At 67.7% G+C, this 22,942-nt stretch carries 24 protein-coding genes; 16 read left to right on the top strand and 8 right to left on the bottom strand.

All coding sequences use genetic code 11. The features are described from left to right. The first annotated feature begins 60 nt into the window (after positions 1–60). Positions 61–522: a MerR family transcriptional regulator gene (locus tag ACSQ9E_RS13505; RefSeq protein ID WP_057269430.1), complete on the top strand. Its 462-nt coding sequence runs from the start codon at positions 61–63 to the stop codon at positions 520–522. A gap of 20 nt (positions 523–542) precedes the next feature. Here ACSQ9E_RS13505 and ACSQ9E_RS13500 read toward each other — a convergent pair whose 3' ends face one another. The 3 genes from ACSQ9E_RS13500 to ACSQ9E_RS13490 all read right to left on the bottom strand — a co-directional run bounded on the left by ACSQ9E_RS13500 (position 543) and on the right by ACSQ9E_RS13490 (position 2,306). Next, complete coding sequence (locus ACSQ9E_RS13500; RefSeq protein WP_436218080.1) at positions 543–1,604, bottom strand: hypothetical protein; 1,062 nt, start codon at positions 1,602–1,604, stop codon at positions 543–545. A gap of 173 nt (positions 1,605–1,777) precedes the next feature. Continuing rightward, positions 1,778–2,017 carry a hypothetical protein gene (locus ACSQ9E_RS13495; RefSeq protein WP_428000934.1) on the bottom strand — a complete coding sequence of 80 codons (240 nt, stop codon included), beginning with the start codon at positions 2,015–2,017 and terminating at the stop codon, positions 1,778–1,780. A 124-nt stretch (positions 2,018–2,141) separates the two neighbouring features. After that, positions 2,142–2,306 carry a bluetail domain-containing putative surface protein gene (locus ACSQ9E_RS13490; protein WP_436220219.1) on the bottom strand — a complete coding sequence of 55 codons (165 nt, stop codon included), beginning with the start codon at positions 2,304–2,306 and terminating at the stop codon, positions 2,142–2,144. 56 nt (positions 2,307–2,362) lie between these two features. On the opposite strand from ACSQ9E_RS13490, the gene ACSQ9E_RS13485 reads away from it, so the two are divergent. The 10 genes from ACSQ9E_RS13485 (at position 2,363) to ACSQ9E_RS13440 (ending at position 13,708) form a co-directional block, all read left to right on the top strand. After that, on the top strand, positions 2,363–2,968 hold the full coding sequence (locus ACSQ9E_RS13485) for a TetR/AcrR family transcriptional regulator (protein WP_436218079.1): 606 nt from the start codon (positions 2,363–2,365) through the stop codon (positions 2,966–2,968). A gap of 84 nt (positions 2,969–3,052) precedes the next feature. Continuing rightward, positions 3,053–4,054, top strand: coding sequence for an NADP-dependent oxidoreductase (locus ACSQ9E_RS13480; protein WP_436218078.1), 1,002 nt, complete (start codon positions 3,053–3,055; stop codon positions 4,052–4,054). A gap of 134 nt (positions 4,055–4,188) precedes the next feature. After that, entirely contained in the window at positions 4,189–4,896 is a 708-nt protein-coding gene (locus ACSQ9E_RS13475; RefSeq protein WP_436218077.1) for an SDR family oxidoreductase, read from the top strand. Positions 4,897–5,451: 555 nt separating this feature from the next. Continuing rightward, positions 5,452–6,471, top strand: a complete 1,020-nt coding sequence (gene xylF, locus ACSQ9E_RS13470; protein WP_436218076.1) for a D-xylose ABC transporter substrate-binding protein — start codon at positions 5,452–5,454, stop codon at positions 6,469–6,471. A gap of 308 nt (positions 6,472–6,779) precedes the next feature. Then, entirely contained in the window at positions 6,780–7,913 is a 1,134-nt protein-coding gene (locus ACSQ9E_RS13465; RefSeq protein ID WP_436220218.1) for a sugar ABC transporter permease, read from the top strand. Beyond that, positions 7,910–8,674, top strand: a complete 765-nt coding sequence (locus tag ACSQ9E_RS13460; protein WP_436218075.1) for an ATP-binding cassette domain-containing protein — start codon at positions 7,910–7,912, stop codon at positions 8,672–8,674. Before ACSQ9E_RS13465 ends, ACSQ9E_RS13460 begins: the two co-directional genes overlap by 4 nt. A gap of 25 nt (positions 8,675–8,699) precedes the next feature. Next, positions 8,700–9,875, top strand: a complete 1,176-nt coding sequence (locus ACSQ9E_RS13455) for an ROK family protein (protein WP_436218074.1) — start codon at positions 8,700–8,702, stop codon at positions 9,873–9,875. 16 nt (positions 9,876–9,891) lie between these two features. Then, entirely contained in the window at positions 9,892–11,340 is a 1,449-nt protein-coding gene (xylB, locus tag ACSQ9E_RS13450) for a xylulokinase (protein WP_436218073.1), read from the top strand. A 20-nt stretch (positions 11,341–11,360) separates the two neighbouring features. Next, the gene (gene xylA / locus ACSQ9E_RS13445) at positions 11,361–12,677 is read left to right on the top strand and encodes a xylose isomerase (RefSeq protein WP_436218072.1); all 1,317 of its coding nucleotides are present in this window, start codon (positions 11,361–11,363) and stop codon (positions 12,675–12,677) included. Between the two features lie 26 nt (positions 12,678–12,703). Next, positions 12,704–13,708 (top strand): Gfo/Idh/MocA family protein, encoded by a 1,005-nt coding sequence (locus tag ACSQ9E_RS13440; protein ID WP_436218071.1) that lies wholly within the window; start codon positions 12,704–12,706, stop codon positions 13,706–13,708. A 148-nt stretch (positions 13,709–13,856) separates the two neighbouring features. Here the strand turns inward: ACSQ9E_RS13440 and ACSQ9E_RS13435 are convergent, their stop codons facing one another. The 5 genes from ACSQ9E_RS13435 to ACSQ9E_RS13415 all read right to left on the bottom strand — a co-directional run bounded on the left by ACSQ9E_RS13435 (position 13,857) and on the right by ACSQ9E_RS13415 (position 18,405). Next, on the bottom strand, positions 13,857–14,849 hold the full coding sequence (locus tag ACSQ9E_RS13435) for a Bug family tripartite tricarboxylate transporter substrate binding protein (protein ID WP_436218070.1): 993 nt from the start codon (positions 14,847–14,849) through the stop codon (positions 13,857–13,859). Between the two features lie 48 nt (positions 14,850–14,897). Next, positions 14,898–15,662: an SDR family oxidoreductase gene (locus tag ACSQ9E_RS13430; protein WP_436218069.1), complete on the bottom strand. Its 765-nt coding sequence runs from the start codon at positions 15,660–15,662 to the stop codon at positions 14,898–14,900. Positions 15,663–15,664: 2 nt separating this feature from the next. After that, positions 15,665–16,390 carry a fumarylacetoacetate hydrolase family protein gene (locus ACSQ9E_RS13425; RefSeq protein WP_436218068.1) on the bottom strand — a complete coding sequence of 242 codons (726 nt, stop codon included), beginning with the start codon at positions 16,388–16,390 and terminating at the stop codon, positions 15,665–15,667. Positions 16,391–16,396: 6 nt separating this feature from the next. After that, entirely contained in the window at positions 16,397–17,383 is a 987-nt protein-coding gene (locus tag ACSQ9E_RS13420; protein ID WP_436218067.1) for a Bug family tripartite tricarboxylate transporter substrate binding protein, read from the bottom strand. 65 nt (positions 17,384–17,448) lie between these two features. After that, positions 17,449–18,405, bottom strand: coding sequence for a 2-hydroxyacid dehydrogenase (locus tag ACSQ9E_RS13415; protein ID WP_436218066.1), 957 nt, complete (start codon positions 18,403–18,405; stop codon positions 17,449–17,451). 110 nt (positions 18,406–18,515) lie between these two features. Between ACSQ9E_RS13415 and ACSQ9E_RS13410 the strand changes: the two genes are divergently transcribed. The 5 genes from ACSQ9E_RS13410 (at position 18,516) to ACSQ9E_RS13390 (ending at position 22,884) form a co-directional block, all read left to right on the top strand. Next, positions 18,516–19,679 (top strand): citrate/2-methylcitrate synthase, encoded by a 1,164-nt coding sequence (locus ACSQ9E_RS13410; RefSeq protein ID WP_436218065.1) that lies wholly within the window; start codon positions 18,516–18,518, stop codon positions 19,677–19,679. A gap of 143 nt (positions 19,680–19,822) precedes the next feature. Continuing rightward, a complete protein-coding gene (locus tag ACSQ9E_RS13405; RefSeq protein ID WP_035204758.1) occupies positions 19,823–20,623 on the top strand; it encodes an MlaE family ABC transporter permease in 801 nt (266 codons plus the stop codon). A 19-nt stretch (positions 20,624–20,642) separates the two neighbouring features. Beyond that, the gene (locus tag ACSQ9E_RS13400; protein ID WP_436218064.1) at positions 20,643–21,656 is read left to right on the top strand and encodes an MlaD family protein; all 1,014 of its coding nucleotides are present in this window, start codon (positions 20,643–20,645) and stop codon (positions 21,654–21,656) included. Further along, positions 21,653–22,339 (top strand): hypothetical protein, encoded by a 687-nt coding sequence (locus tag ACSQ9E_RS13395; protein ID WP_436218063.1) that lies wholly within the window; start codon positions 21,653–21,655, stop codon positions 22,337–22,339. The genes ACSQ9E_RS13400 and ACSQ9E_RS13395 overlap by 4 nt, the downstream gene beginning before the upstream one ends. Before the next feature lie 413 nt (positions 22,340–22,752). After that, positions 22,753–22,884 carry a hypothetical protein gene (locus ACSQ9E_RS13390; RefSeq protein WP_436218062.1) on the top strand — a complete coding sequence of 44 codons (132 nt, stop codon included), beginning with the start codon at positions 22,753–22,755 and terminating at the stop codon, positions 22,882–22,884. Positions 22,885–22,942 lie beyond the last annotated feature (58 nt).

Below are 22,942 nucleotides of genomic sequence, written 5' to 3'. Positions count from 1 at the left end.
GCGGATTGCGATCCGCCATGCCATGATTGGAATCCTTGAAGTCACTTGAAGGTCAAGCGCATGCCAGCAGACACAGCAAGGTTACGCATCGGTGAGGCCGCCCAGCGCTCGGGCGTCTCCACCGCCAATATCCGCTACTACGAGAAAGAGGCCTTGCTTGCGCCCGGCCCGCGCAGCGAGAGCAGCTACCGCCTGTACAGCGATGCCGACATCCACCAGCTGCGCTTCATCCGCCTGTGCCGGGCCATGGACATGTCGCTGGGCGAGGTACGCACCCTGCTGGCGCTGGACCGATCGGCCGCCGGTGCCGACCACACGGCCTGCGACACGCTGGACGAGCACCTCACGCACGTGCGCATCCGCCTGCAGGAGTTGAAGACCCTGGAGCGCGACCTGATCGCCCTGCGCCGCCGCTGCGACGGCACCGACGGGCATTGCCATGTGATCGACGCGCTGCACGAGCGCGCTGATGCCGAGCCGGTGGCACCACCTGGGCCTGCGCCGGCCAAGCGGCATGTGTGATGAGACGGCCAGGGACTGACTCAGCGCACGGTCGCCCGTGAAACTGGCTTGGCGTGCGCTCGCAAGTGGTTGCAGACCTTGTTCAGGTCACTTTTCGGGTCAGGCTTGCCACGCGACAGGGCGCGCTCGGTTTGCACCACCATGTCCTCGAAGCGCGGGTTGGATGCAAGGTACGCCAGGATCAGCCGGGAGTAGCCGGTGTCGCCATCGAAATGGCATTGCGTAGCCTCTCCCATCGCGCTGCCAGAGGGTGGGTGGCCGTTGACCAGCGCCTCCAGCGCCACCAGGTCGTGCAGCCGGGCCAGCCACGGCGAGAACGCGCTCTGGAGTTGTGATCGGCATGCGGCCACGTCGGCGGGGGTTGTCAGTGCACTGTCCCCATCCAATGCGCCTGACCAGCGCAGCACCGCCGTCTGCGTGGCGTGCAGCTGCGGCACCGCCTGGTGCATCAGTCCGTCTACATACCGGTTGCACACTTCGGCGCGCACGTCGAAGTACATGACTCCTATTTCCGGCGTCGTCGAGTGGCGCAGGTACACCTGGATCCGTTCATGCGCGGTGGTCTTGGTGAAAAGACCGGGGCGGCTGGCGTCTTCTTGCACGTAGCCTGCGGCCTGCAGCACAGCCGCCGCAGCGCGCCCCAGTTCGCCCAGCGTGGCATCGATGTCCGCGAATCTCCGGTCGAGCCGTGTGAACACGGGTGCAGGCCCGTTGTGCCGCCCACCGTGCCGAAAACCGCACACCTCTTCAGCGAGGGCGGCAGGGACGCCGAAGACGGCATCGTGGCCGTGCTCCGCACGAGATTGGAGCGCTGCCTGCAGCAAGGGCGCCAGCGCCCTGGGCGCAACGCCTTCGATGCCGAGGTGGTCGCCGCCCTCCGACAGGACATGGGAGACCGTCCACACCCGCGCCCCATCGCGGCAGAGAAACGCCATCGAGGCGTTGGTGCTCTCGTCCTCGGCGCACCCGACGACGATGCAGTTCAGCGACAGGACTTTCATCAACAGCGGATCGATCATCCGATGAAAGAACTCGTTGAAAACGATGACGTACGTGCCGTTGGCCAAAAGTGCGCCCGCCATGGGCACGGTACCTGGCGGCACGGGCTGTGCGCTGTCGGTCAAACCCAGCTCGGCAAGAACGTCTGCACCGGCCTTCGCTGCCACGCTGATCCAAGAAACCCTGTAACCCATCGCCACCCCCTGGCACTGCTGCTGGACATGCGGCGAGTTTGCACTCTTTTTTCAGTGCCTGATCAATGTCCGCCGAACACGTCCGCAGGGGGCGGGGACACATGCCGCCGCAGCTGGCCGTCGGCGACTTCGAGTGCCTCCGGGTAGCTGGCCCAGGGCCCCCGCACGGTGAGGACCGGGGAGCCTTCTTCGTCGAAGATGAAGATGCTGTGGGGCACCGGCGCGCGCTGCCGCAAAGTGACGGGCCTCACCATGTAGACGGAACCATGCAGTTCGATGTTGGGAGGCCAAGGGGTGTTCATGCCGGCACCTGTTGCAAATGTTTCAACTGCGGCCATGCTATGCCCAGAAGCACCATCTGGGCGATCGCCAGCCCGGATGAGCGTGACGTACTGCACGGATGCAGTCCGCATGTTGCAGTGCTCTCTACACCACCGACCAATCCCCATCCCGCACCACCGGCACCCCATTCAACCGGACCAGGCCATCCTGGCTGCCCAGCGCCGCCGTGGCGTCGTTCACCAGAATGTAGGTGTCGCCGCCGTAGCCAAAGGCGATGGCCTTGTTCGCGCCGGCCGTACGGGCGGCCAGGGCGGCCGGCCTTGCCTGCCATGTGCACCGCCGTGCACGCTGCGCGCTAAAGTTGTATGATACTTATCATGCGAAATAGCAAGACCACTGCCAGAAGCGCTGCCAAGGAGGCCACGCACGAGCGCATCGTGTCCGTGGCGGCCCGCGCCATTCGCCGCAGTGGCTACGACGGTACGGGGGTCGCGGACATCATGAAGGAGGCGGGTCTCACGCATGGCGCCTTCTACGCGCACTTCGATTCCCGCGAAGCCATGCTGGCCGAAGCCGCAGCGAAGGCATGCGCGGAGTCCGCAGCCGCTGCCGCCAACGTGGTGGCCAGCGTGCCGCCAGGCGCGGCCCTGGCGTCCATGCTCGCCAGCTACCTCTCCCGGGGGCATGTGGAACAGGTGGAGCTTGGGTGTCCCCTGGCCGCGCTGGGCTCCGAAACCGTGCGCCAGGCGCCCGAGGTGCGGCGGGTCGCCACCCGGCACATCAAGGAAGTGGTCGATCTGATCGCCCGCCAGTCACCGGACTGGGGGCAGCCCGCCGCCCACGAGCGCGCGCTGGTCACCGTGGCCACCATGGTCGGGGCCTTGCTGCTGGCGCGTGCGGTGGACGAGCCCGGCCTGTCGGACGGCCTGCGCGAAGCAGCGCTCAAGCACCTGGCGCCTTCCGCGCCCTGAACCGCACGTGCAGGCCGTGCGCATTTTTTTGCCATTTAATATGATGATCGTCATTCGAAATATGCCAACCCGCAAGGAGACACCATGAAAGCCTTCGTTCTTGAGCGCTACGGCAAACAGCGTGCATTGCGCCTGGCTGACGTGCCCCGGCCGGAACTGCGCGCCGACGAGGTGCTGGTGGAGGTGCATGCGGCGGGGGTGAACCTGCTCGACGCCAAGATCCGCAATGGAGAGTTCAAACCCATCCTGCCCTACAGCCTGCCGCTGGTCCTGGGCCACGACGTGGCAGGGGTGGTGGTAGAGGTCGGCCCGCAGGTGCGCCAGTTCAAGGTCGGCGACGAGGTCTATGCCCGGGCCGATGATTTCCGCATCGGCAGCTTCGCCGAGTTCGTGCCGGTCAAGGAATCTTCACTGGCACCCAAGCCCGCAGGCCTGTCCATGGTGGAGGCCGCTTCCATCCCCCTGGTGGGGCTCACGGCATGGCAGGCCCTGGTGGAGCGGGGCGGGCTCCAGCGCGGGCAGAAGGCCTTCATCCAGGCGGGCTCCGGGGGTGTCGGCACCTTCGCCATCCAGTTGGCCAAACACCTGGGCGCCAGCGTCGCGACCACCGCAGGCGCAGCCAGTGCACAGGCCATGCACAAGCTGGGCGCCGACCTCGCCATCGACTACCGCACGCAGGACGTCGAGACCTTGCTGCGCGGCTACGACCTGGTCCTGCACAGCCAGGACGGCAAGGCGCTCGAAAAATCCCTGCGCGTGCTCAAGCCGGGTGGCAAGCTGATTTCCATCTCCGGCCCGCCGGACCCGGCATTTGCCAAGGGCAGCAAGGCGCCTGGCATCGTGCGGCTGCTGCTGCGCTTGATCAGCGCAGGCGTGCGGCGGCGGGCGAAAGGCCTGGGCGTCGACTATTCCTTCCTCTTCATGCGGGCCGATGGCGGGCAACTGCGGGAGATCACCCGCCTCATCGAGACCGGAACCATCCGCCCGGTGATCGACAAGGTGTTCCCGTTCGACGCCACCAACGAGGCGCTGGCGTATGTCGAATCCGGCCGTGCCAAAGGCAAGGTCGTCATCCAGCTCAAGTGATACGGACTTGCCTTCAACCGTCTAGCGTCGTTGGTTCGCCTTGCCGTGCCGCAGCACTGTCTGCGGCTACCGCCTAGCTAGCCGATTGAATGCAATTCCGTATGAGCCCTTTCGCATCCATCCCCGGAGTTCCCATGAAAATCGAAAATGCCGTCGTCCTCATCACCGGTGCCAATCGCGGCATCGGCCTGGCCTTTGCCCGTGAGCTGCTTGCCCGCGGTGCGCGCAAGGTGTATGCCGGTGCGCGCGATCCTGCCAGCATCACCCCCCAGGCGGGCGTGCAGGCCCTGCGGCTGGACGTCAACCACCCGGGCGAGGTGGCTGCAGCCGCAGCGCTGGCGCAGGACGTCACCCTGGTCATCAACAACGCCGGCATCGCCCAGCCCGGGGGCTTTCTGGCGCCCGACAGCGAAGAGGTCTCGCGGCGCATCTTCGAGACCAACTTCTTTGGCGTGCTGCGCGTGAGCCAGGCCTTCGCGCCCATTCTTGCGGCCAACGGCGGCGGTGCCTTGCTCAACGTGCTGTCGGTTGCCTCCTGGGTGAATGGCGGCGAGCTGGCCGCCTACTCCGCCAGTAAATCGGCGGCCTGGTCGCTGACCAATGCCCTGCGCAACGAACTGGCGGGGCATAAGACGCAGGTGCTGGGCCTGCACATGGCCTATGTCGACACCGACCTCACGCGCGGCTTCGACGTGCCCAAGACCAGCCCCGAGCAGATCGTCAAGCGCGCGCTGAACGGTTTGGAGTCGGGTCTGGACGAGGTGCTGGCCGATGAGCTCACCCAACACGTCAAGATCGGGCTGACCGCGCCCCGGCCCAGCTACCTGCCGCAGGCGGCCTGAGCTGCCCCCAATCCAGTTGCGGCTCTGTGCGTGGCGCGGGTCTCCTGCGGCGCGAGGCGCATGTCCGACCGGTTCGGTATGCCGGACCGGCGTTTCGCCGGGTGCCATCCCGGCCAATCGGCCGTCCCGGTTGCCTTCGATGAAGAACCGGGCCGCAAGGCGGCCCTCGGCTACACCGGTTACCCAGCACCCGTGGTCCCCTGAACGGGTCGAAGTGCCAGCCCCACGTTCTCGACAGGTGCGACCACCAATCTTTGATCCTCCTGGATGAACTTGCTGCGCCTGGGCAGGGCAACCCTGAACAGGCCTTGCCCTGGGCCACCCGTCAACCCGTTATAAGTTCGTTGATCAAACTATGTCGGGTTTGTCCCGATGTATTGCACAAACTGGGGCTTACATAATTTGTTCGTCGTCCGCACTAAATGACTTCATGTCCTGAAGAGGCTCCCTGGGCAAGCTGGGCGCACAGGTCCTGCGGGAGGGCAGGCGGCACGACAAGCATGAACGCCAGATTCAGCAACCAAGGCCCGCACGAGGCCAATCACGGAGACAAAGATGAAACTGAAGACAACATTGACGGCCCTGGCGCTTGGCTTGGCCAGCGCTGGCGCTTTTGCCCAGGTCGTGGGCGTGAGCTGGTCCAACTTCCAGGAAGAGCGCTGGAAGACCGACGAGAAGGCCATCAAGGACCAACTGGCCAAGTTGGGTGCAAGCTACATCAGCGCGGATGCGGGCGGATCGCCGGAAAAGCAGCTTTCCGACGTGGATTCGCTGATCGCCAAAGGCGCCAAGGTACTGATCGTGCTGGCGATGGACAAGGACGCGATCCTGCCGGCCGTCAACAAGGCCGCGCAGCAGAAGATCCCGGTGGTGGCGTATGACCGCCTGATCGAGGCGGCCGGGGTGTTCTACATCACCTTCGACAACGTCGAGGTGGGCCGCATGCAGGCGCGCGCGGTGTTCGAAGCCAGGCCCAAGGGCAACTACGTGATGGTCAAGGGCTCGCCCACCGACCCGAACGCCAACTTTCTGCGCGCCGGGCAGCAGGAAGTGATCGAGGCGGCCATCACCAAGGGCGACATCAAGATCGTTGGCGAGGAATACACCGAGGGCTGGAAGCCCGAGGTGGCGCAAAAGAACATGGAGCAGATCATCACCAAGACCGGCGGCAAGATCGACGCCGTGGTGGCCTCCAACGACGGCACCGCCGGTGGCGTGGTGGCGGCGCTGACGGCCAAGGGCATCAAGGGCATTCCGGTGTCGGGCCAGGACGGCGACCACGCCGCGCTCAACCGCGTGGCCCAGGGCTCGCAGACGGTGTCGGTCTGGAAGGATGCACGCGACCTGGGCCGCGATGCCGCATCGGCCGCTGTCTCCCTGGCCAAGGGCCAGAAGATTGCTGGCGCGCAGGCCTGGAACGGGGGCGAGAAGAAGGTGTCCTTGCAGGCGCAGTTCCTCAAGCCCGTGCCGATCACGGCGAAAAACCTGGACCTCGTGGTCAAGGCGGGCTGGATCAAGAAGAGCGAGCTGTGCAAGGGCGTGGACGCCGCCAAGGGGCCCGAGGCGTGCAAATGATGGCGTTGCCTGCCTGACGGCTGAAGGCTCCCGGACCGTGAGCCGCCCCTCGTGTCCTGTCCCGCAAATAAATGCCAATAAAACCGCGTCTTTCACGCCAGAGCCGCGTTGCAAATCCTCGCGATAGCTACGGCTATCGCTGCGGTTTGCGCCTTGCCCTGGCGCGAAATCCATCGGTTTTATTTTTGGCATTTATTTGCGGGACAGAACACTAGCCTGCGGTCCCTTTTTGTTTCTGGTGGAGTGCGCTTGTGAGTCCTGTTCCCAATGCCCTCAGGCAGTTGGCCATCGATTGGCGGCTGGTGCTGATGGGGGTGGTCCTGGTGGCCACGGCCATCGTGTTCAACATCCTCTCCGGCGGCCTGTTCCTGTCGCCCGAGAATCTCTACAACATTGCCCAGCAGACCGCGGTGGTCGGCATCGTGGCCACGGTGGTGGTGCTGGTCATCGTCGCACGCCACATCGATCTGTCGGTCGGCTCGGTCATGGGTTTTGTGGGCGTGCTGATCGCCACGCTGATGTACACCGCCGGCTGGCACTGGGTCGAGGCCTCCCTCGCCGGGCTGGCCGTCGCCATCGGCGTATCGCTTTACCAGGGTGCGCTCACGGCAATGCTGGGGGTGCCGTCTTTCGTGGTCACGCTGGGTGGCCTGATGTCGTTTCGCGGCGCGGCCTTTCTGGTGGCCGACGGCAAGACCCAACCGGTCAGCGACGCATTCTTTCAAAGGCTGGGCGGTGGTTTTGATGGCGCCATCGGCGTGCAGGCCAGCTGGTGGCTGGCGCTGGCTCTGGTCGTGGCCATGGGGGTCAAGACCTGGCTGCGGCGCCGGGCCAAGGCTGCGTATGGTGTGCCCAGTCCGCCGCTGTGGCTGGATTCCCTGGTGGCCGCCGTGCCAGCGTTGATTGCCGTGGCCTTTGTCGCCACGATGAACGCCTACCAGATCCCCACCAAGGACGCGCCCCAGGGCGTGCCGATCCCCGTGCTGATCTGGGGCGGCGTGGCCGTGGTGCTGTCGTTCATCGTGCGCCGCACACGTTTTGGCCGCTATGTGTTTGCCATGGGGGGCAACCCGGAGGCCGCCGCGCTGGTCGGTATTCCGGTGCGTCGCGTCACCCTGATGCTGTTTGCGCTGATGGGGGTTCTCATCACCATCGCGGCCATGGTCTCCATTGCACGGCTGAACGCGGGCACCAATTCACTGGGCACCGGCATGGAGCTGTTTGTGATCGCAGCGGCCGTGATCGGCGGCACGGCGCTCTCCGGCGGCAGTGGTTCCATTCTGGGATCGGTGCTGGGCGCGCTCATCATGCAAAGCATCGACAGCGGCCTGTTGTTGCTGGACATCTCGATTGGCCTGCGCTACGTGATCATCGGCCAGGTCCTGATTGCCGCCGTGGTGTTCGACGTGGTCTATCGCCGCTTGACGGGAGACGCGGCATGAACGCGCCCCTGGTGGAAATGCGCCACATCGGCAAGTCGTTTGGCGGCGTGAAGGCGGTGGACGGTGTCAGTCTGAACCTGCACCCGGGCGAGGTGGTCGCCTTGCTGGGGCACAACGGTGCAGGCAAGTCCACGCTGATGAAGATGCTGGCGGGCGCCTACCCGATCGACAGCGGAGAGGTGCTGGTGCAGGGGCAGAAATCCCACATCCGTACGCCCGTCGATGCCCAGCGCCTCGGCATCGAGTCGATCTACCAGACGCTGGCGCTGGCCGACAACCTGGACGCAGTGGCCAACCTGTTCCTGGGGCGTGAGCTCCTCACACCCTGGCGCACGCTGGACGACCACCGCATGGACGCCGAAGCGCGCAAGGTGTTCGAGCGCCTGAACAAGAACTTTCGCAACGTGCGCACGCCGGTGCGGCGCCTGTCGGGCGGCCAGCGCCAGGTGGTGGCGATCTCGCGCGCCATCTACTTCAACGCGCGCATCCTAATCATGGACGAGCCCACTGCCGCGCTCGGTCCTGAGGAAACCGCGATGGTGGGCAACCTCGTGCGCCAGCTCAAGGCCGAGGGCGTGGGCATCTTCCTGATCACCCACGACATGCCCGACGTGTTCGGGCTCAGCGACCGCCTGGCGGTGATGAAGAATGGGCGCCTGGTGGGCATCTACCGCACGGCCGAGGTTACCGAGGACGAGGTTCTGGGCATGATCATCGCCGGCAAGCAACCCGAGGGAAAAGCGCAGGCCCACAGCCTTTGAAAACCGGCGCTCCGAAGACCACACCATGAAAACCACCGGCGACCAGCAACTTGTCAAACGGATCAACCGCAGCGTGCTCCTGCGGTTGCTGCGCCAGCGGGGCGGCCTCTCGCGCGCGCAACTGGCCAGCGAGAGTGGCCTGACCAAGTCGACCGTGAGCCTGCTGGTGCGCGAGTTGATCGAAGAGGGCTGGATCACCGAAACCAGCCTGGCGGCCGCACAGGGCCTTGGCCGCCCCTCCACACCCTTGCAGCTGGACGGCAGCCGCCGCGCCATGCTGGGCGTGGAGATCGGGGTCGAGTCGCTGCGCGTGGTGGGTGTGTCGCTCACGGGCGAGGTGCTGTGGTCGGCCGAGGAGCCCCTGGCCGACCGCGCGCCTGGAGCGGTGTGCGGCCAGGTTGCGGCCCTGGCGGTGCGCGCGCATGGCGAACTGGCGGCCAGGCCGGTGCAGGTCTCTGGCATGGGCATCGGCGTGCCCGGCGCGTTCGACGAGGCCACCGGCACCATCCGCTTCGCGCCCAACCTGGGCTGGCGCGATGTGGCCTTCCAGCCGCTGATGGCACGCGCCCTGGCCGAGGCTGGCTGCCCGTCGGTGGCGATGCATGTGCAAAACGAAGCCGACACCGCCGCGCTCAGCGAATACGAGTTTGCGGGCGGTGAAGCGACGGATTCGCTGATCTTCGTGACCTGCGGCGTGGGCGTGGGCGCTGGCATCGTGCTCAACGACCGGCTGTTCACCGGGCTGCAGGGCATGGCTGGCGAAATCGGCCACAGCATTGTGCAGATCGACGGACCGGCGTGCTCCTGCGGACGCAAGGGGTGTGCCGAAACCTTTCTTGGCGCCCGCGCTCTGGAGCGGCAGGCCGAGCCAGCGCGCGGCGGCGTCTACCTGGGCGTGGTGCTGCAAAACCTGTGGACTACCTTCAACCCGGGCGCACTGGTCGTCGGTGGACCCTCCTGCGAGCGCTATCCCGACATCCTGCGCGTGGCCCGAGAAACGCTGGAGGGCTATGCGGCCAGCGCAGGCATGGCCGCGCCCAAGGTGCGTTCGGCCCGCTACGGGCTGCTGGCCTCGGCCGTCGGCGCGGCCGCACTGGTGCTGCACCACGAGCTTCGGCCCATGCATGCGCCTGCGGTCACCGCGCCACCGGACGAGCCCGAACACCGGCAGGGCGAAGCAGCGCCCCAGTTCCTTCACTGATTGATTGCAACAACCCATGTACATCGGCATCGACATTGGCACCTCCGAAGTCAAGGCCCTGCTGCTGGGGCCTGACCAGTGCGTGGTGGGCTCGGCGGGCGTGGCCCTCACGGTGTCGCGGCCCCATCCGGGCCACAGCGAGCAGGACCCCGCTGACTGGTGGGGCGCCACGCAGGCAGCCCTGGCCAGCCTGCAGGCGGCGCACCCGGGCGAGTATGCGGCGACGCAAGCCATCGGCCTCTCGGGCCAGATGCATGGCGCCGTGCTGCTGGATGCGCAAGACCGCGTATTGCGGCCCGCGATCCTCTGGAACGACACGCGCAGCGCCGCAGAGTGCAGCGAGATGATGCACGAGCTTGCCGCCCTGAGCGATCTGGGCGGCAGCCTCGCGATGCCGGGCTTCACCGCGCCCAAGCTGCGCTGGGTCGCGCGCCACGAGCCCGAGGTGTTCCGGCGCGTGGCCAAGGTGTTGCTGCCCAAGGACTATGTGCGCCTGATGCTGACAGGGGAACACGCCAGCGACATGTCGGACGCCAGCGGCACGCTCTGGCTTGATGTGCGGCGCCGTGACTGGTCCGACCCCCTTCTGGCGTTGACTGGCCTTTCGCGCCGGCACATGCCCCGGCTCGTTGAAGGCAGCGAGGTCAGCGGGCGGCTGCGGGCCGAGGTCGCGCAGTCGCTGGGCCTGCGGCCTGGCACCGTGGTGGCGGGTGGTGCGGGCGACAACGCGGCCAGCGCCGTGGGCATGGGCGCGGTGCAGCCAGGCCAGGGGTTCCTGTCGCTGGGCACCAGCGGTGTACTGTTCGTGGTCACGCCCACTTACCAGCCCAATGCCGCCAGCGCCACGCATGCGTTCTGCCATGCCGTGCCCGGCCGCTGGCACCAGATGAGTGTGATGCTCGCGGCGGCCAGCGCGCTGCAGTGGGTCGCGAAGCTGCTGGGTACGGCCCATGTCGCAGACGTGGCGGCACGCGCGGCGGCGCTGGATGCTGCGGGCCGAGAGGCCGCGCCACTGTTCCTGCCGTACCTGAGCGGCGAGCGCACGCCCCACAACGACGCCAATGTGCGGGGCAGCTTCCACGGCCTGGACTTCGATACCGATGCCGCGCGCCTGGGCTACGCGGTGATGGAAGGCGTGGGCTTTGGCTTGCGCGATGGCTTGGCCGCATTGAACGCCGCTGGCAGCGAGGTCACGCGCCTGTCGCTGGTGGGCGGCGGCGCCCGCAGCGCCTTCTGGGCCCAGATGCTGGCCAGCGCGCTCGATGTGGAGATCGTCACCCACGGTGGTTCGGCCGTCGGCGGCGCCCTGGGCGCCGCCCGCCTGGGCGCCCTGAGCGCGGGGGCCCCGATGGCCTCCACCTGCCTGCCTCCCCCCGTGGACACCGTCTACCAGCCCGACCCGGGCGAGAGCGTGCTGCTGGCGCCTCGCCATGCCCTGTTCCGCAGCCTGTACCGCAGGCCCTGACGTCCTTAGCCGAGAAACCCATGAGCACCTACTTTTCCGACATTGCCCCCATCGCCTACGAGGGCCCTGAGTCTTCCAACCCGCTGGCCTTCAAGTGGTACGACAAAGACCGCCTGGTGCTGGGCAAGCGCATGGAGGAGCACCTGCGTTTTGCCGTCTGCTACTGGCACAGCTTCTGCTGGAACGGGTTTGACCCTTTCGGCTACGACGGCACCTTCGAGCGTCCTTGGCAGCGCACGGCCGACCCCATGGCCGCTGCGCGCATGAAGGCTGATGCGGCGTTTGACTTCTTTGTGCGCCTGGGCGCGCCTTACTACTGCTTTCACGACCGCGACGTGGCGCCCGAGGGCAGCACACCCCGCGAAAGCGTGAACCACCTGCACGAGATGGTCGATGTGCTGCAGGCCAAGCAGGCCGAGACGGGCATGAAGCTGCTGTGGGGCACGGCCAACCTGTTCAGCCACCGCCGCTTCATGTCCGGCGCCTCGACCAACCCCGACCCCGAAATCTTTGCCCTGGCCGCCCTGCAGGTGAAAGAGGCGATGGACGCGACGCTCAAGCTCGGCGGGGAGAACTATGTGCTGTGGGGTGGCCGCGAGGGCTATGAGACCCTGCTCAACACCCGCGTGGGCCACGAGCTGGACCAGATGGGCCGCTTTTTGAACATGGTGGTGGAGTACAAGCACAAGATCGGCTTCAAGGGCACGATCCTGATCGAGCCCAAGCCGCGCGAACCCTCCAAGCACCAGTACGACTTTGACACCGCCACGGTCTATGGCTTCCTGGCCCGCTATGGGCTGGACAAGGAGATCAAGGTCAACATCGAGGCCAACCACGCCACGCTGTCGGGCCACAGCTTCGAGCACGAGATCGCCACCGCCATCGACCTGGGCATCTTCGGCTCGATCGACATGAACCGCGGCGACATGCAGTGCGGCTGGGACACCGACCAGTTCCCCAACAACATCCCCGAGACGGCTTTGGCCCTGTACCTGATCCTTCAGGCCGGCGGTTTCACCACGGGGGGGCTGAACTTCGACGCCAAGGTGCGGCGCCAGTCCCTGGACGCCGAGGACATGTTCCACGGCCACATCGGCGGCATGGATGTCTCGGCCCGGGCGCTGCTGATTGCCGAGAAAATGATCACCGACGGGCGCCTGGCCCGCCATGTCGATGCCCGCTACGCCGGCTGGGGTGATGCGTTTGGCCAGGACCTGCTGGCCGGCCGGCTGGGGCTAGACGAGGTGGCGGCCCGTGCGCTGCAGCGCAACCAGGACACGCGGCCGGTTTCCGGGCGGCAGGAGCTGCTCGAGAATCTGCTCAACAGCTATCTTTGACTCGCCCTTGTGAACGGGGAGTGCCCATGAAACCCGTGGTGTGGGGTGTTCTGAGTACGGCCAGGATCGGCATCCAGCATGTGATTCCCGCCATGCGGGCCAGCCCGCTGGTCGAGTTGCGCGCGATCGCTTCGCGCTCCCTGTCCGCTGCCGAGGGGGCTGCGCGATCATTGGGCATTGCCCAGGCCTACGGGAGCTACGAAGAACTGCTGGCCGACCCGGCCATCGAGGCGATCTACAACCCCCTGCCCAACCACCTGCATGTGCCGCTGACCCTGCAGGCGGCGGCCGCTGGCAAGCATGTGTTGTGCGAGAAGCCGGTGGCGCTCAGCGCGGCAGAGGCCGAGCTGCTCAGGGCCGCGAGTCGCAGTGTGCATATTGAAGAGGCCTTCATGGTGCGCTACCACCCGCAGTGGCTGCGCGCCCGCGAACTGGTGCGCGCGGGGCGCATTGGCACGCCCCAGGCGGTACAGGTGTTCTTCTCGTACTTCAACGACGATCCGGGCAACATCCGCAACCAGCCCGGCATCGGCGGTGGGGCGCTGTTCGACATTGGTTGTTATGCGGTTCTGGCGGGGCGCTATCTGTTCGAGTGCGAGCCTTTGCGCGCCGTTTCGCTGGTAGACCGCGACCCGCAACTGGGGACCGACCGGCTCACCAGCGCACTGCTGGATTTTGGCTCCGGCAGGCAGGTGGCATTCACGGTCTCGACGCAGAGCGCCCGGTTTCAAAGGGTGCAGGTGGTGGGCACGCGCGGACGCATCGAACTTTTCATCCCCTTCAATGCGGTGCGGGGCGGCGAGATGCGCTTGGCGGTGGACGACGGCGGTCAGCTCGATGGCAGCGGCATCACCGTCGAAACCCTGCCGCCCTGCGACCAGTACCGGCTGCAGGTGGAGGCGTTTTCCCGCCGGGTACGCGACGCAGCGGGGCCGCAGCCCGATGGCCTTGATGACGCGGTGGCCCAGGCGCGGGTGATCGATGCCCTGTGGCTGTCCGAGCGCACGGGGCGCTGGGAGCCGGTGGCCTGAGGCGCATCGGCTGCAACGCCCGATAGGCCGGTGTTGCCGGGTTTTACCTCCGACCTGCGGGGGAGCACCCTGCGTTTATCGGTACTGCGGAATGTCCCGTCCCCTGCGCAAATGCCCGATGGACCGCGCGGGCCATCGGCACTCCGGCTTACTCCGGCTGAATCCCCGCCTCCTTGACCACCTTGCCCCACTTGAGCAGGTCCGACTTGATCAGCGCCGCATACTCCTGCGGCGTGCCGCCCTGGATCTCGATGCCGGCGGCCTCCAGCTTGCTGCGCACGTCGGGCAGCTTCAGCGCCGCGTTGATCTCGGCGTTGAGCTTGGCGACGAAGGCCTTGGGCGTGCCGGCCGGTGCGAGAAAGCCGCCGTTGGTGTTGGCGTCGTAGCCCTTGAGGCCCTGTTCGTCGGCCGTGGGCACGTCGGGCAGGGCGCTGGAGCGCTTGCGGGTGGACACGGCCACGGCGCGCACGTTGCCGCCCTTGACCTGCGGCAGGATGGCGCTGATGGTGTCGATGTACAGCGCAGTGCGCCCGGCCAGCAGGTCGGGGTGCGCGGCCGACGAGCCCTTGTAGGGCACCAGCAGCATCTGGGCGCCGCTGGCCATGCGGAACATCTCGGCGGCCATTTCCTGGGCGCTGCCCCGGCCCGAGGTGGCAACCTTGGCCTGGTCGGGGTTGGCCTTCATCCAGGCGATGAACTCGGGCAGCGTCTTCGCCGGGATCTGCGGGTAGATGGCAAAGACTAGCGGCACCTCGTGCGTGTAGACGATGGGCTCGAAGCTCTTTTCCGGGTCCCAACCCAGGTTCTTGAACAGGTACTTGTTGATGTTGTGGCTGCCGCCCACGATGCCGATGGTGTAGCCGTCGGGCGCGGCCTTGGCCAGCACGTCGGTGCCCAGGTTGTTCGAGGCGCCGGGCCGGTTGTCGACGATGACCGCCTGGCCCAGCGCCGCAGCGAGCTTGTCGCCGACCACGCGGGCAATAGTGTCGATGGCCCCGCCGGGCGGCGCGGGCACGATGATCTTGATGGCGCGCGTGGGGTAGGCGGCCGCCTGGGCCGATGCCAGCTGTGGTGCGGCTGCCAGCAGGGCCAGCACCGCCGTGTGGGCCAGCGCCTTGAAGCGTGTGGATGTGGTTTGCATGGTGTTTGTCTCCGTTGTGGTCTTGTGGAATCGGGTCGTCGCCAGGCGTCAGCCGCGCCCGACGAAGGGCATGGCGCTGGCCATGAGGGTCATGTTCAGCACGTTGGCCGACAGCGGCAGCGCGGCGATGTGGCGCACCGCATCGGCCACGTGGGTGGCGTCCATCATGGGCTCGGGCGCCACGGTGCCGTTGGCCTGCAGCACACCCCTGGTCATGCGCTCGGACAGCTCGGTGAGCGCATTGCCGATGTCGATCTGGCTGGCCACGATGCCGAAGGCGCGGCCATCGAGCGCCAGCGCCTTGGTCAGGCCCGTGACGGCGTGCTTGCTCAGCGTGTAGGGGGCCGTGAAGGGGCGCGGCGTGTGCGCCGAGATAGAGCCGTTGTTGATGATGCGCCCGCCCTGCGGCGCTTGGCGGCGCATGAGCCCGAAGGCCGCGCGGGCGCACAGGAACACGCCGCCCACGTTGGTGTTGAGCACGCTCAGCCACTTCTCCAGCGGCAGCTCGTCCATGGGCACGGCCGGGGCGTTCACCCCGGCGTTGTTGAACAGCAGGTCCAGCCGGCCAAAGCGCTGCTCGATGGCGTCGAACAGGGCCTGCACGCTGGCCGGGTTGCTCACGTCGGTGGGCACGGCCAGGGCCGTCTGGCCACGCGCGGCGGCCTCGTCCGCCAGGGCCTGCAGCGGCTCGGGGCGTCGGCCCGCCAGCACCACGGTCCAGCCGTCGCCCAGCAGGCCAAGCGCGGTGGTGCGGCCGATGCCGCTGCCCGCGCCGGTGACCAGGGCGATGCGGGGGGGGGAAAGTGCGTTCATGCTCAAGGGCCGTCTCCTTCAATGGGGGAAATCGGCGATGGGCCTGCGCCCACCGCCATGGAAAGTTCGCCGATGCCCTGCACGCCTGCGCGCACCACATCGCCCGGCTGCAGCGGGCCCACCCCGGCAGGGGTGCCGGTGTAGACCAGGTCCCCCGGCGCGAGCGCGACCGAGCGCGACAGCATGGCCACCAGCTCCGGCACCGTCCACAGCAGGCCGGACAGGTCCGCCCGCTGGCGCTCCTGGCCATTCACCGTGAGCCAGATGGCGCCTTGGCGGGGGTGGCCACACACCGCAACGGGCACGATGGGCGTGCAGGGGGCGGATTGGTCGAAGGCCTTGGCGGGCTCCCAGGGGCCACCCGCCTGCTTGGCCTGTTGCTGCAGGTCGCGCCGTGTCATGTCCAGCCCGGCGGCATAGCCCCAGATGTGCTCTGCCTCCACGCGCTCCGGTGAAATGTCACGGCCGCCCCAGCCAATGGCCACCACCAGCTCGATCTCGTGGCAGAAGTCGCGGGTTTGTGCAGGGTAGGGCAGCACACCCTGCGCGGGTACCACGGCGCTGGCGGGCTTCATGAACCAGGCGGGCATTTGCACGGGCCGGGGTTCATCGGGCGCCCAGCGGTAGTTGCGGCCGATGCAGAACACCCGGCCCACGGGGAACAGGGAGCTGCTGCCCGCCACCGGCAGGGCGGTGGCGGCGGGTGGAGGGAACGCGAAGTCCGGCATGGTGACTCACTCGATGGTGATCTTGCGGCTGCGGATGATCTGCGCGTAGCGCGCCCTGTCGGCCGCGATCAGCTTGCCGAACTCCTGCGGCGAGGTGGCGCGCGGCACGCCGCCCAGGCCGGCAAAGCGTGCCTTCACGGCTTCGTCCGCCAGCACGGCACGCACATCGGCCGCTACCTTGTCCACCACTTCTGGCGGCGTGCCGGCGGGCGCCAGCAGGCCGATCCACGAGATGGCATTGAAGCCCGGCAGCGCGCCTTCGCCCAGTGTGGGCACCTCGGGCAGCGCAGGCAGGCGCTTGTCGCCGGTGACGGCCAGGGCGCGCAGCTTGCCGGCCTTGATGTGGCCCGAAGCCTCCAGCGCGGTCATGAACGACAGCTGCACGTGGCCCGCCAGCAGGTCGGCAATCGCAGGGCCGCCGCCCCGGTAGGGCACGTGCAGGATGAAGGTGCCCGTCTGGTCCTTGAACATCTCGGCCGCCAGGTGTGGCGCGCCGCCGGCCCCCGAACTGCTGTAGCTCAGCTTGCCGGGCTGCGCCTTGGCCAGGCCAATGAATTCGGCAGGTGTCTTTGCCGCCACGGCCGGGTTGACCATCATCGCCAGCGGCAACTCGGCCACCAGCGAGATGGGGGCGAAGGCCTTGTCCGCGTCGTAAGGCAGTTTGGCGTACAGCGAGGGGTTGATGGCCTGCGTGCCGATGTTGCCCAGGAGCAGGGTGTAGCCGTCGGCCCTGGACTTGGCCACGTAGTCGGCACCGATCTGCCCGGCCGCGCCGCCCTTGTTCTCCACCACCACGGGCTGGCCCCAGCGCCGGGCCAATTGCTCGGCGATGACACGGCCCCCGGTGTCGGTGCCGCCCCCGGGCGGGAAGGGCACGACCAAAGTGACCGGGCGGTTGGGATAGGCCTGTGCAAAGGCGGCGGGTGCCGCCAGGGCCGTAGTGCCAAGGGCGATGGCCAGGGTGAAGGCGAAGCGTCGTCGTGTGGACGTCATGGTGGTGTCTGTCTCCGTTGTGTTTTTTGGGGGATGGGGAAGCGGCGGGTACCGCCAGGCTCAGTTCATGTGGTCAGGCTCATTGCCGGCCGCTCGCCGGCCAGCGCCTGGGCCACGCTGTCCAGCACCATCTGGCCCATGGCTGCACGCGTCTCCCAGGTGGCGCTGGCGCGGTGGGCCTGCAGCACGGTGCGCTCGCTTTGGCGCAGCGCCAGGGGCACGCGCGGCTCGTCCACGAACACATCCAGCCCTGCGCCTGCGATCTGGCCCGCACTGATGGCTGCCGCGAGGTCGGCCTCGTTGACCAGGCGGCCACGCGCTACGTTGACCAGGTAGCCCTGCGCGCCCAGCGCATCGAGCACGGCCGCATCGACGATGCCCTCGGCGCTGTCGGCCGCAGCGCACAGCACCAGTGCGTCGGACTCGCGCGCCAGGTCCATCAGGGTGGGCACGAAACGGTGCGCCACATCGCTCATGGCGCGCAGATCGGTGTAGGCGATGGTGCAGCCGAAGGCGGCGGCGCGCACGGCCACGGCGCGGCCCACCCGCCCCATGCCGACGATGCCCACGCGCATGCCGGAAAAGCGCCGCGCCAGCGGGATGGCGCTGGGCTGCGGAAACTGCTCCCACTGGCCGTCGCGCACGAAGCGGTCGCCGGTGCAGATGTTGCGGCAGGCGGCGATCAGGAGGCCGATGGCCAGGTCGGCCACGTCCTCGGTCAGCGCGCCCAGCGTGGCGGTGACGGGCAGGGCGCGGCCACGGCAGTAGGCCAGGTCTACCGCGTCGGTGCCCACGCCGTTCACGGCCACCACCTTGAGGGCGGGCAATTGCTCCAGCATGGCGCGCGAGATGCCCGTGTGCCCGCCGGTGATCACCGCGCCGATGCCTGCGCCGTGCGCTTGCAGCCATGCCGCGCCATCGGCCATCTCGAAGTATTTGTGCACCGTGTACAGCGAGGCGAGCGCGTCGTTCACCGACGGGATCAGGATGGGGTTGAGTTGCAGAACCTGGGGCTTTGTCATGTCGGTATGCGGAAACACGTTGGAATGGAAGGCATCGTAGTTTTGTGTTGATGCTGTGGTCAATCTTGACGTGTAAAATCAATGTATAGACCTCAACGACGACCACCACCATGGCTTCCTGGATTTCGATGACCGAGGCCTGCCAACTCCTCGGCGTGCAACCGCAGACCATCTATGCCTACGTGAGCCGCGGCAAGCTCGAGGTCATGCCCGACCCGGCCGACACGCGCAAGAGCCTGTACCGCGCCGAGGACCTGAGCGGCCTGGCCCGGCGCAAGAAGGCCGGTAGCAAGCGCGAGACGCTGGCCACCAACACCTTGTTCGGTTCTGAGCCCAGCATCCCGACGGCGCTGTCGGCCTTCTTCCGCGAGCGCCCGCACTACCGGGGTGAAGACGCCATCGTGCTGGCGCGCACCGCCACGCTCGAAGATGCGGCGCAGCTGCTGTGGGCGGCAGAGCAGGCGGTGGACTTTGCCAGCGATGCGCCGGCCGGCACCGCGGCACCGGGGCGGGGCGCCGCGTTCACGGTGCTCGCCGGGCTGGCCGCCACGGGGCACTCCACCAGCGGGCGGCTCACGCGCGTGCTGCATGCCGAGGGCCAGGCCCTGGTGGGCCTACTGGCCAATGCCTTCGGCGCCCAGCCCGGCAAGGGCCCGCTGCACCTGCGCTTTGCCAAGGGCTGGAAGCAGCGCGCCCCGGTGGCCGAGCTGCTGCGCACGGCGCTGGTGCTGCTGGCCGACCATGAGCTCACGAGCTCGGCCTTTGCCACGCGCATCGCGGCGTCCACCGGCGCCTCGCTGCCGGCCTGCGTGCTGGCGGGGCTGAGCACGCTGTCGGGGCCGCTGCACGGCGATGCCTCGGGCCGGGTGCAGGCGCTGTTCAGCGAGGTGGAGCGGCTGGGCGAAGACAAGGTGCTGGCCCACTACCTTTCCACCGGCCTGCCGTTGGCCGGCTTCGGCCACCACATCTACCCCGATGGCGACCCGCGCGCGGCGGCCCTGCTCGCGATGTTCGAGCCGCCCGAGGTGATTGCGCGCTTCATCCACAAGGCGACCGAGTTGACCGGCCTGCAGCCCAACATCGACGTGGCCCTGGCCGCCCTGGTCGCGCACCACCGCCTGCCTGCCGACGCAGCATTTGCCCTGTTCGCCACTGCGCGCAGCGTGGGGTTGCTGGCCCACAGCCTGGAGCAGCGCGGCGTAGCGCAGGTGATCCGCCCGCGCGGGCGTTACGTGGGGCGCGTGCCGGTGGAGCAGCACAACGCCCGCAAATAGGCAGGGTGTGAGCGCATGTATCGTCTGCTATGCAATGTGTAGCTGCATATCCATGCAGCATAAGCCGTGGCCGCTGCAAATGCCCGATGCATTCAGCGGGCCTTCCGCTTGGGAACGCGTGCCCCGGCGGCTATGATCAATTCATGATCAATCGCCTGCCCGGCCTGTCCCTGCCCGAGCGTGCCTGGAGCACGGTACGCCGCTGGGCCGTGGCGTGGTGGCGCATCCTGTACCTGGGGGCGGTGGTGCTGGTGCTGGTGTTGTCGCCCTCGAGCTATGGTCGCGCCACGCGCCGCTCGCTGGCGCGCCATCTGTACCTGGACACGGCACCGGTGCTGCTGGGCTTCACGGTGCTGGCGGCGCTGATCAGCCTGGTGCTCACGCGCATCGTGGTGGTCACGGCGCTCAGCTACGGGCTCTCGCGCTACGCCATGGAGATGGTGATCCGCGTGCTGGTGCTGGAGCTGATCCCGCTCACGGCCGCACTCTTCGTGGCCATGCGCGCCACCATCCCCAACGGCACACAACTGGCGCTACTGCGCCAGTCGGGTCGCTTCGACGAGCTGCGCCGCCAGGGCTCGGACCCGGTGCGCGTGGAGCTGCTGCCGCGCGTGGTGGCCGGGGTGTTCGCCAGCATCACCCTGGCCGCGCTCAGCTGCGTGGTGGCGCTGGTCATGGGCTACCTGGGCGTGTACGGCTTCAACCTGGCCGAGGCGGGGGGCTACACACGCATGTTCGGGCGCGTATTCACCCCCAGCGTGACCACTCTGTTCGCGCTCAAGACGCTGTTCTTCAGCCTCACCGTGGCGCTGATCCCCATGGCCGCCGGTTTGTACGACGCCGAGGGCCGGGGCCAGCCCGATTCGGAACTGGGCGGCCTGGCGCGCATGTTCGCCGTGCTGCTGCTGATCGAAGTGGCCTCGCTGATGGGCAACTACTACTAACCCATAACAACAACACCCCATGACCGACCGCACACCACCTCCCGCGCCGCCGCCGCCGCCGACCGAAGGCTCCACGCAGGAGACGCTGCGCCCCGTGGCCTACCTGGAGATCAAGGCTGCGGCGCTGCTGATGTTCACGCTGGCGCTCATCGTCGGCTCGGGCCTGTTCCTCATGTATGCGCGCGGCGTGTTCGAACCCACGCAGACCCTCGTGCTCACGGCCGACGATTCCGAGGGCGTGGTGGTGGGCATGGACATGACGTTCTCGGGCTTTCCCATCGGGCGGGTGCGCCGCATCGAGCTGGCCAACGAGGGCAATGCGCGCCTCACCATCGAGGTGCCGAGCAAGGACGCGCACTGGCTGCGCAGCTCCAGCGTGTTCACCCTGGTGCGCGGCATCGTGGGCGGCACCAACATCCGCGCCTACAGCGGCATCCTCACCGACCCGCCGCTGGAGAATGGCGCCGTGCGCCCGGTGCTGCGCGGCGATGCCACGGCCGAGATCCCGCAGCTCATGGCCTCGGCGCGCGAGCTGCTGGGCAACCTGAACAACCTGACCGCGCAGGACGCGGCCCTGGGCAGCACCCTCTCCAACGTGCAGGCGCTGACCGAGCGGCTGAACGGCCCAGGCGGCGTGCTGGGCGCCCTCATGGGCAGCGAGAGCGATGCGAAGAAGCTCGTGACCACACTGGACCGCACCAACACCCTGCTGGCGCGCCTGGATACCCTGGCCGCACGCGCCGACCGCCAGGTCTTCGGCGCCGATGGCAACAAGGATGCACTGGTGCCGGAGCTGCGCGCTGCCGTCGGCCAGGTCAATGACCTGCTGGCCGACACCCGCACCAGCCTGAAGAAGGTCGACGCCGTGCTGGTCGAAGCCCAGGCCGTGGGCGCCAATGCCCGCGAGGCCACCAACGACCTGGGTGCCCTGCGCGCCGAGGTGGAAAGCAACCTGCGCAAGATCGACAGCCTGGTCACCGAGATCAACCGCAAATGGCCGTTTGCACGCGACCGGGAGATCAAGCTGCCATGACCCACAAGACGATGCCCATCGTACGGAGTTTGCTTGCCGCTGCCCTGTTCGGCAGCTTGCTTGCCGGCTGCGCGAGCAAGCCGCCCGAGCCCGAGTGGGAGATGAACGCCCAGGGCTCGGCACAGAAGGCGCTCGACGCCTACCTGTCGGGCAATGCCCGCGTCGACAAGCTCGAATGGGAGCGCGCCCGCGCCGAGGTCGCCCGCACCGGCCGCCCGGACCTGCTGGCCCGGCTGGAGCTGCTGCGCTGCGCCGCCCAGGTGGCCAGCCTGGTGGTGGAGCCCTGCACCGCCTTCGAGGCCCTGCGCCAGGACGCCGCGCCGCCCGAGCGTGCCTATGCCGATTACCTAACGGGCAAACCGCTGTCCGCAGCGGACGTGGCGCTGCTGCCCGCCGCTCAGCGCGCGGCGGCCACTGCGGGATCAGGCGGCGCTGCACTGGCCGCCATCGAAGACCCGCTCTCGCGCCTGGTCGCCGCCGGCGCTTTGCTGCAGGCCGGCCGTGCCGACCCGGCGGCCATCGCCACGGCGACCGACACCGCATCCGCCCAGGGCTGGCGCCGCCCGCTCATGGCCTGGCTGCTGCTGCAGGTGCAGCGCGCCGAGGCGGCGGGGGACAAGGACGCGGCCGAGCGCCTGCGCAGGCGCGTGGCGGTGGTGGAGCAGGCGGGCGCCAGCAAGTAGGCTGCCGGGAGGGCCGCAGGGCCAAACCCTTCGGTTTGGCCGGGACGCACCGCTGGGGTACATTGCAGCCGTGCGAAGATTCCTTGCCATCTGCTTGCTGTTGCTGGGCAGTGCTTTCCTCACCCAAACGGTGTCGGCCAGCATGTCGGGCTACGAGCATTGCTGCATTGCCGACTGCGGCACTGCCGATGCCTGTGGCATGGCCGGCTGCCAGCCTTGTGGCACGCCGTTGATGGGCGCCCCGGATGTTCCATGGCACGGGGTATCACGGGCCTCGATGCACGCCATTGGAGCTGGTCGGCAGTGGGTGTCCTGGGATGCTGCGGTGTGGAGGCCGCCCGATTGAGGTCTGGATGATTTCTGGTTTCCCGTTTTCTATCCAATCCATTCATTTCTCAATCAGGAATTTCCCAATGAAAAAACAACTCTTCAAATTCGGTGTGGCCGCTGTCTTGCTGTCGATGGCCGGCATGGCCATGGCCCAGTCGGGCTGCTGCTCGGAGCTGGCCGAGTGCTGCCTGGAAATGCTGGGCTGCTGCGATTGATAGATCGCCTGAACCTGGCTGAATGACGGCGGGCCGGCACCCCTGGGTGCCGGCCCGC

Source organism: Acidovorax sp. LjRoot118 (assembly GCF_964253575.1).
Taxonomy (GTDB): Bacteria; Pseudomonadota; Gammaproteobacteria; order Burkholderiales; family Burkholderiaceae_C; genus Acidovorax.
Note: the sequence above shows the minus strand (reverse complement) of the source record. Positions and strands in the feature narration are given on the sequence as shown.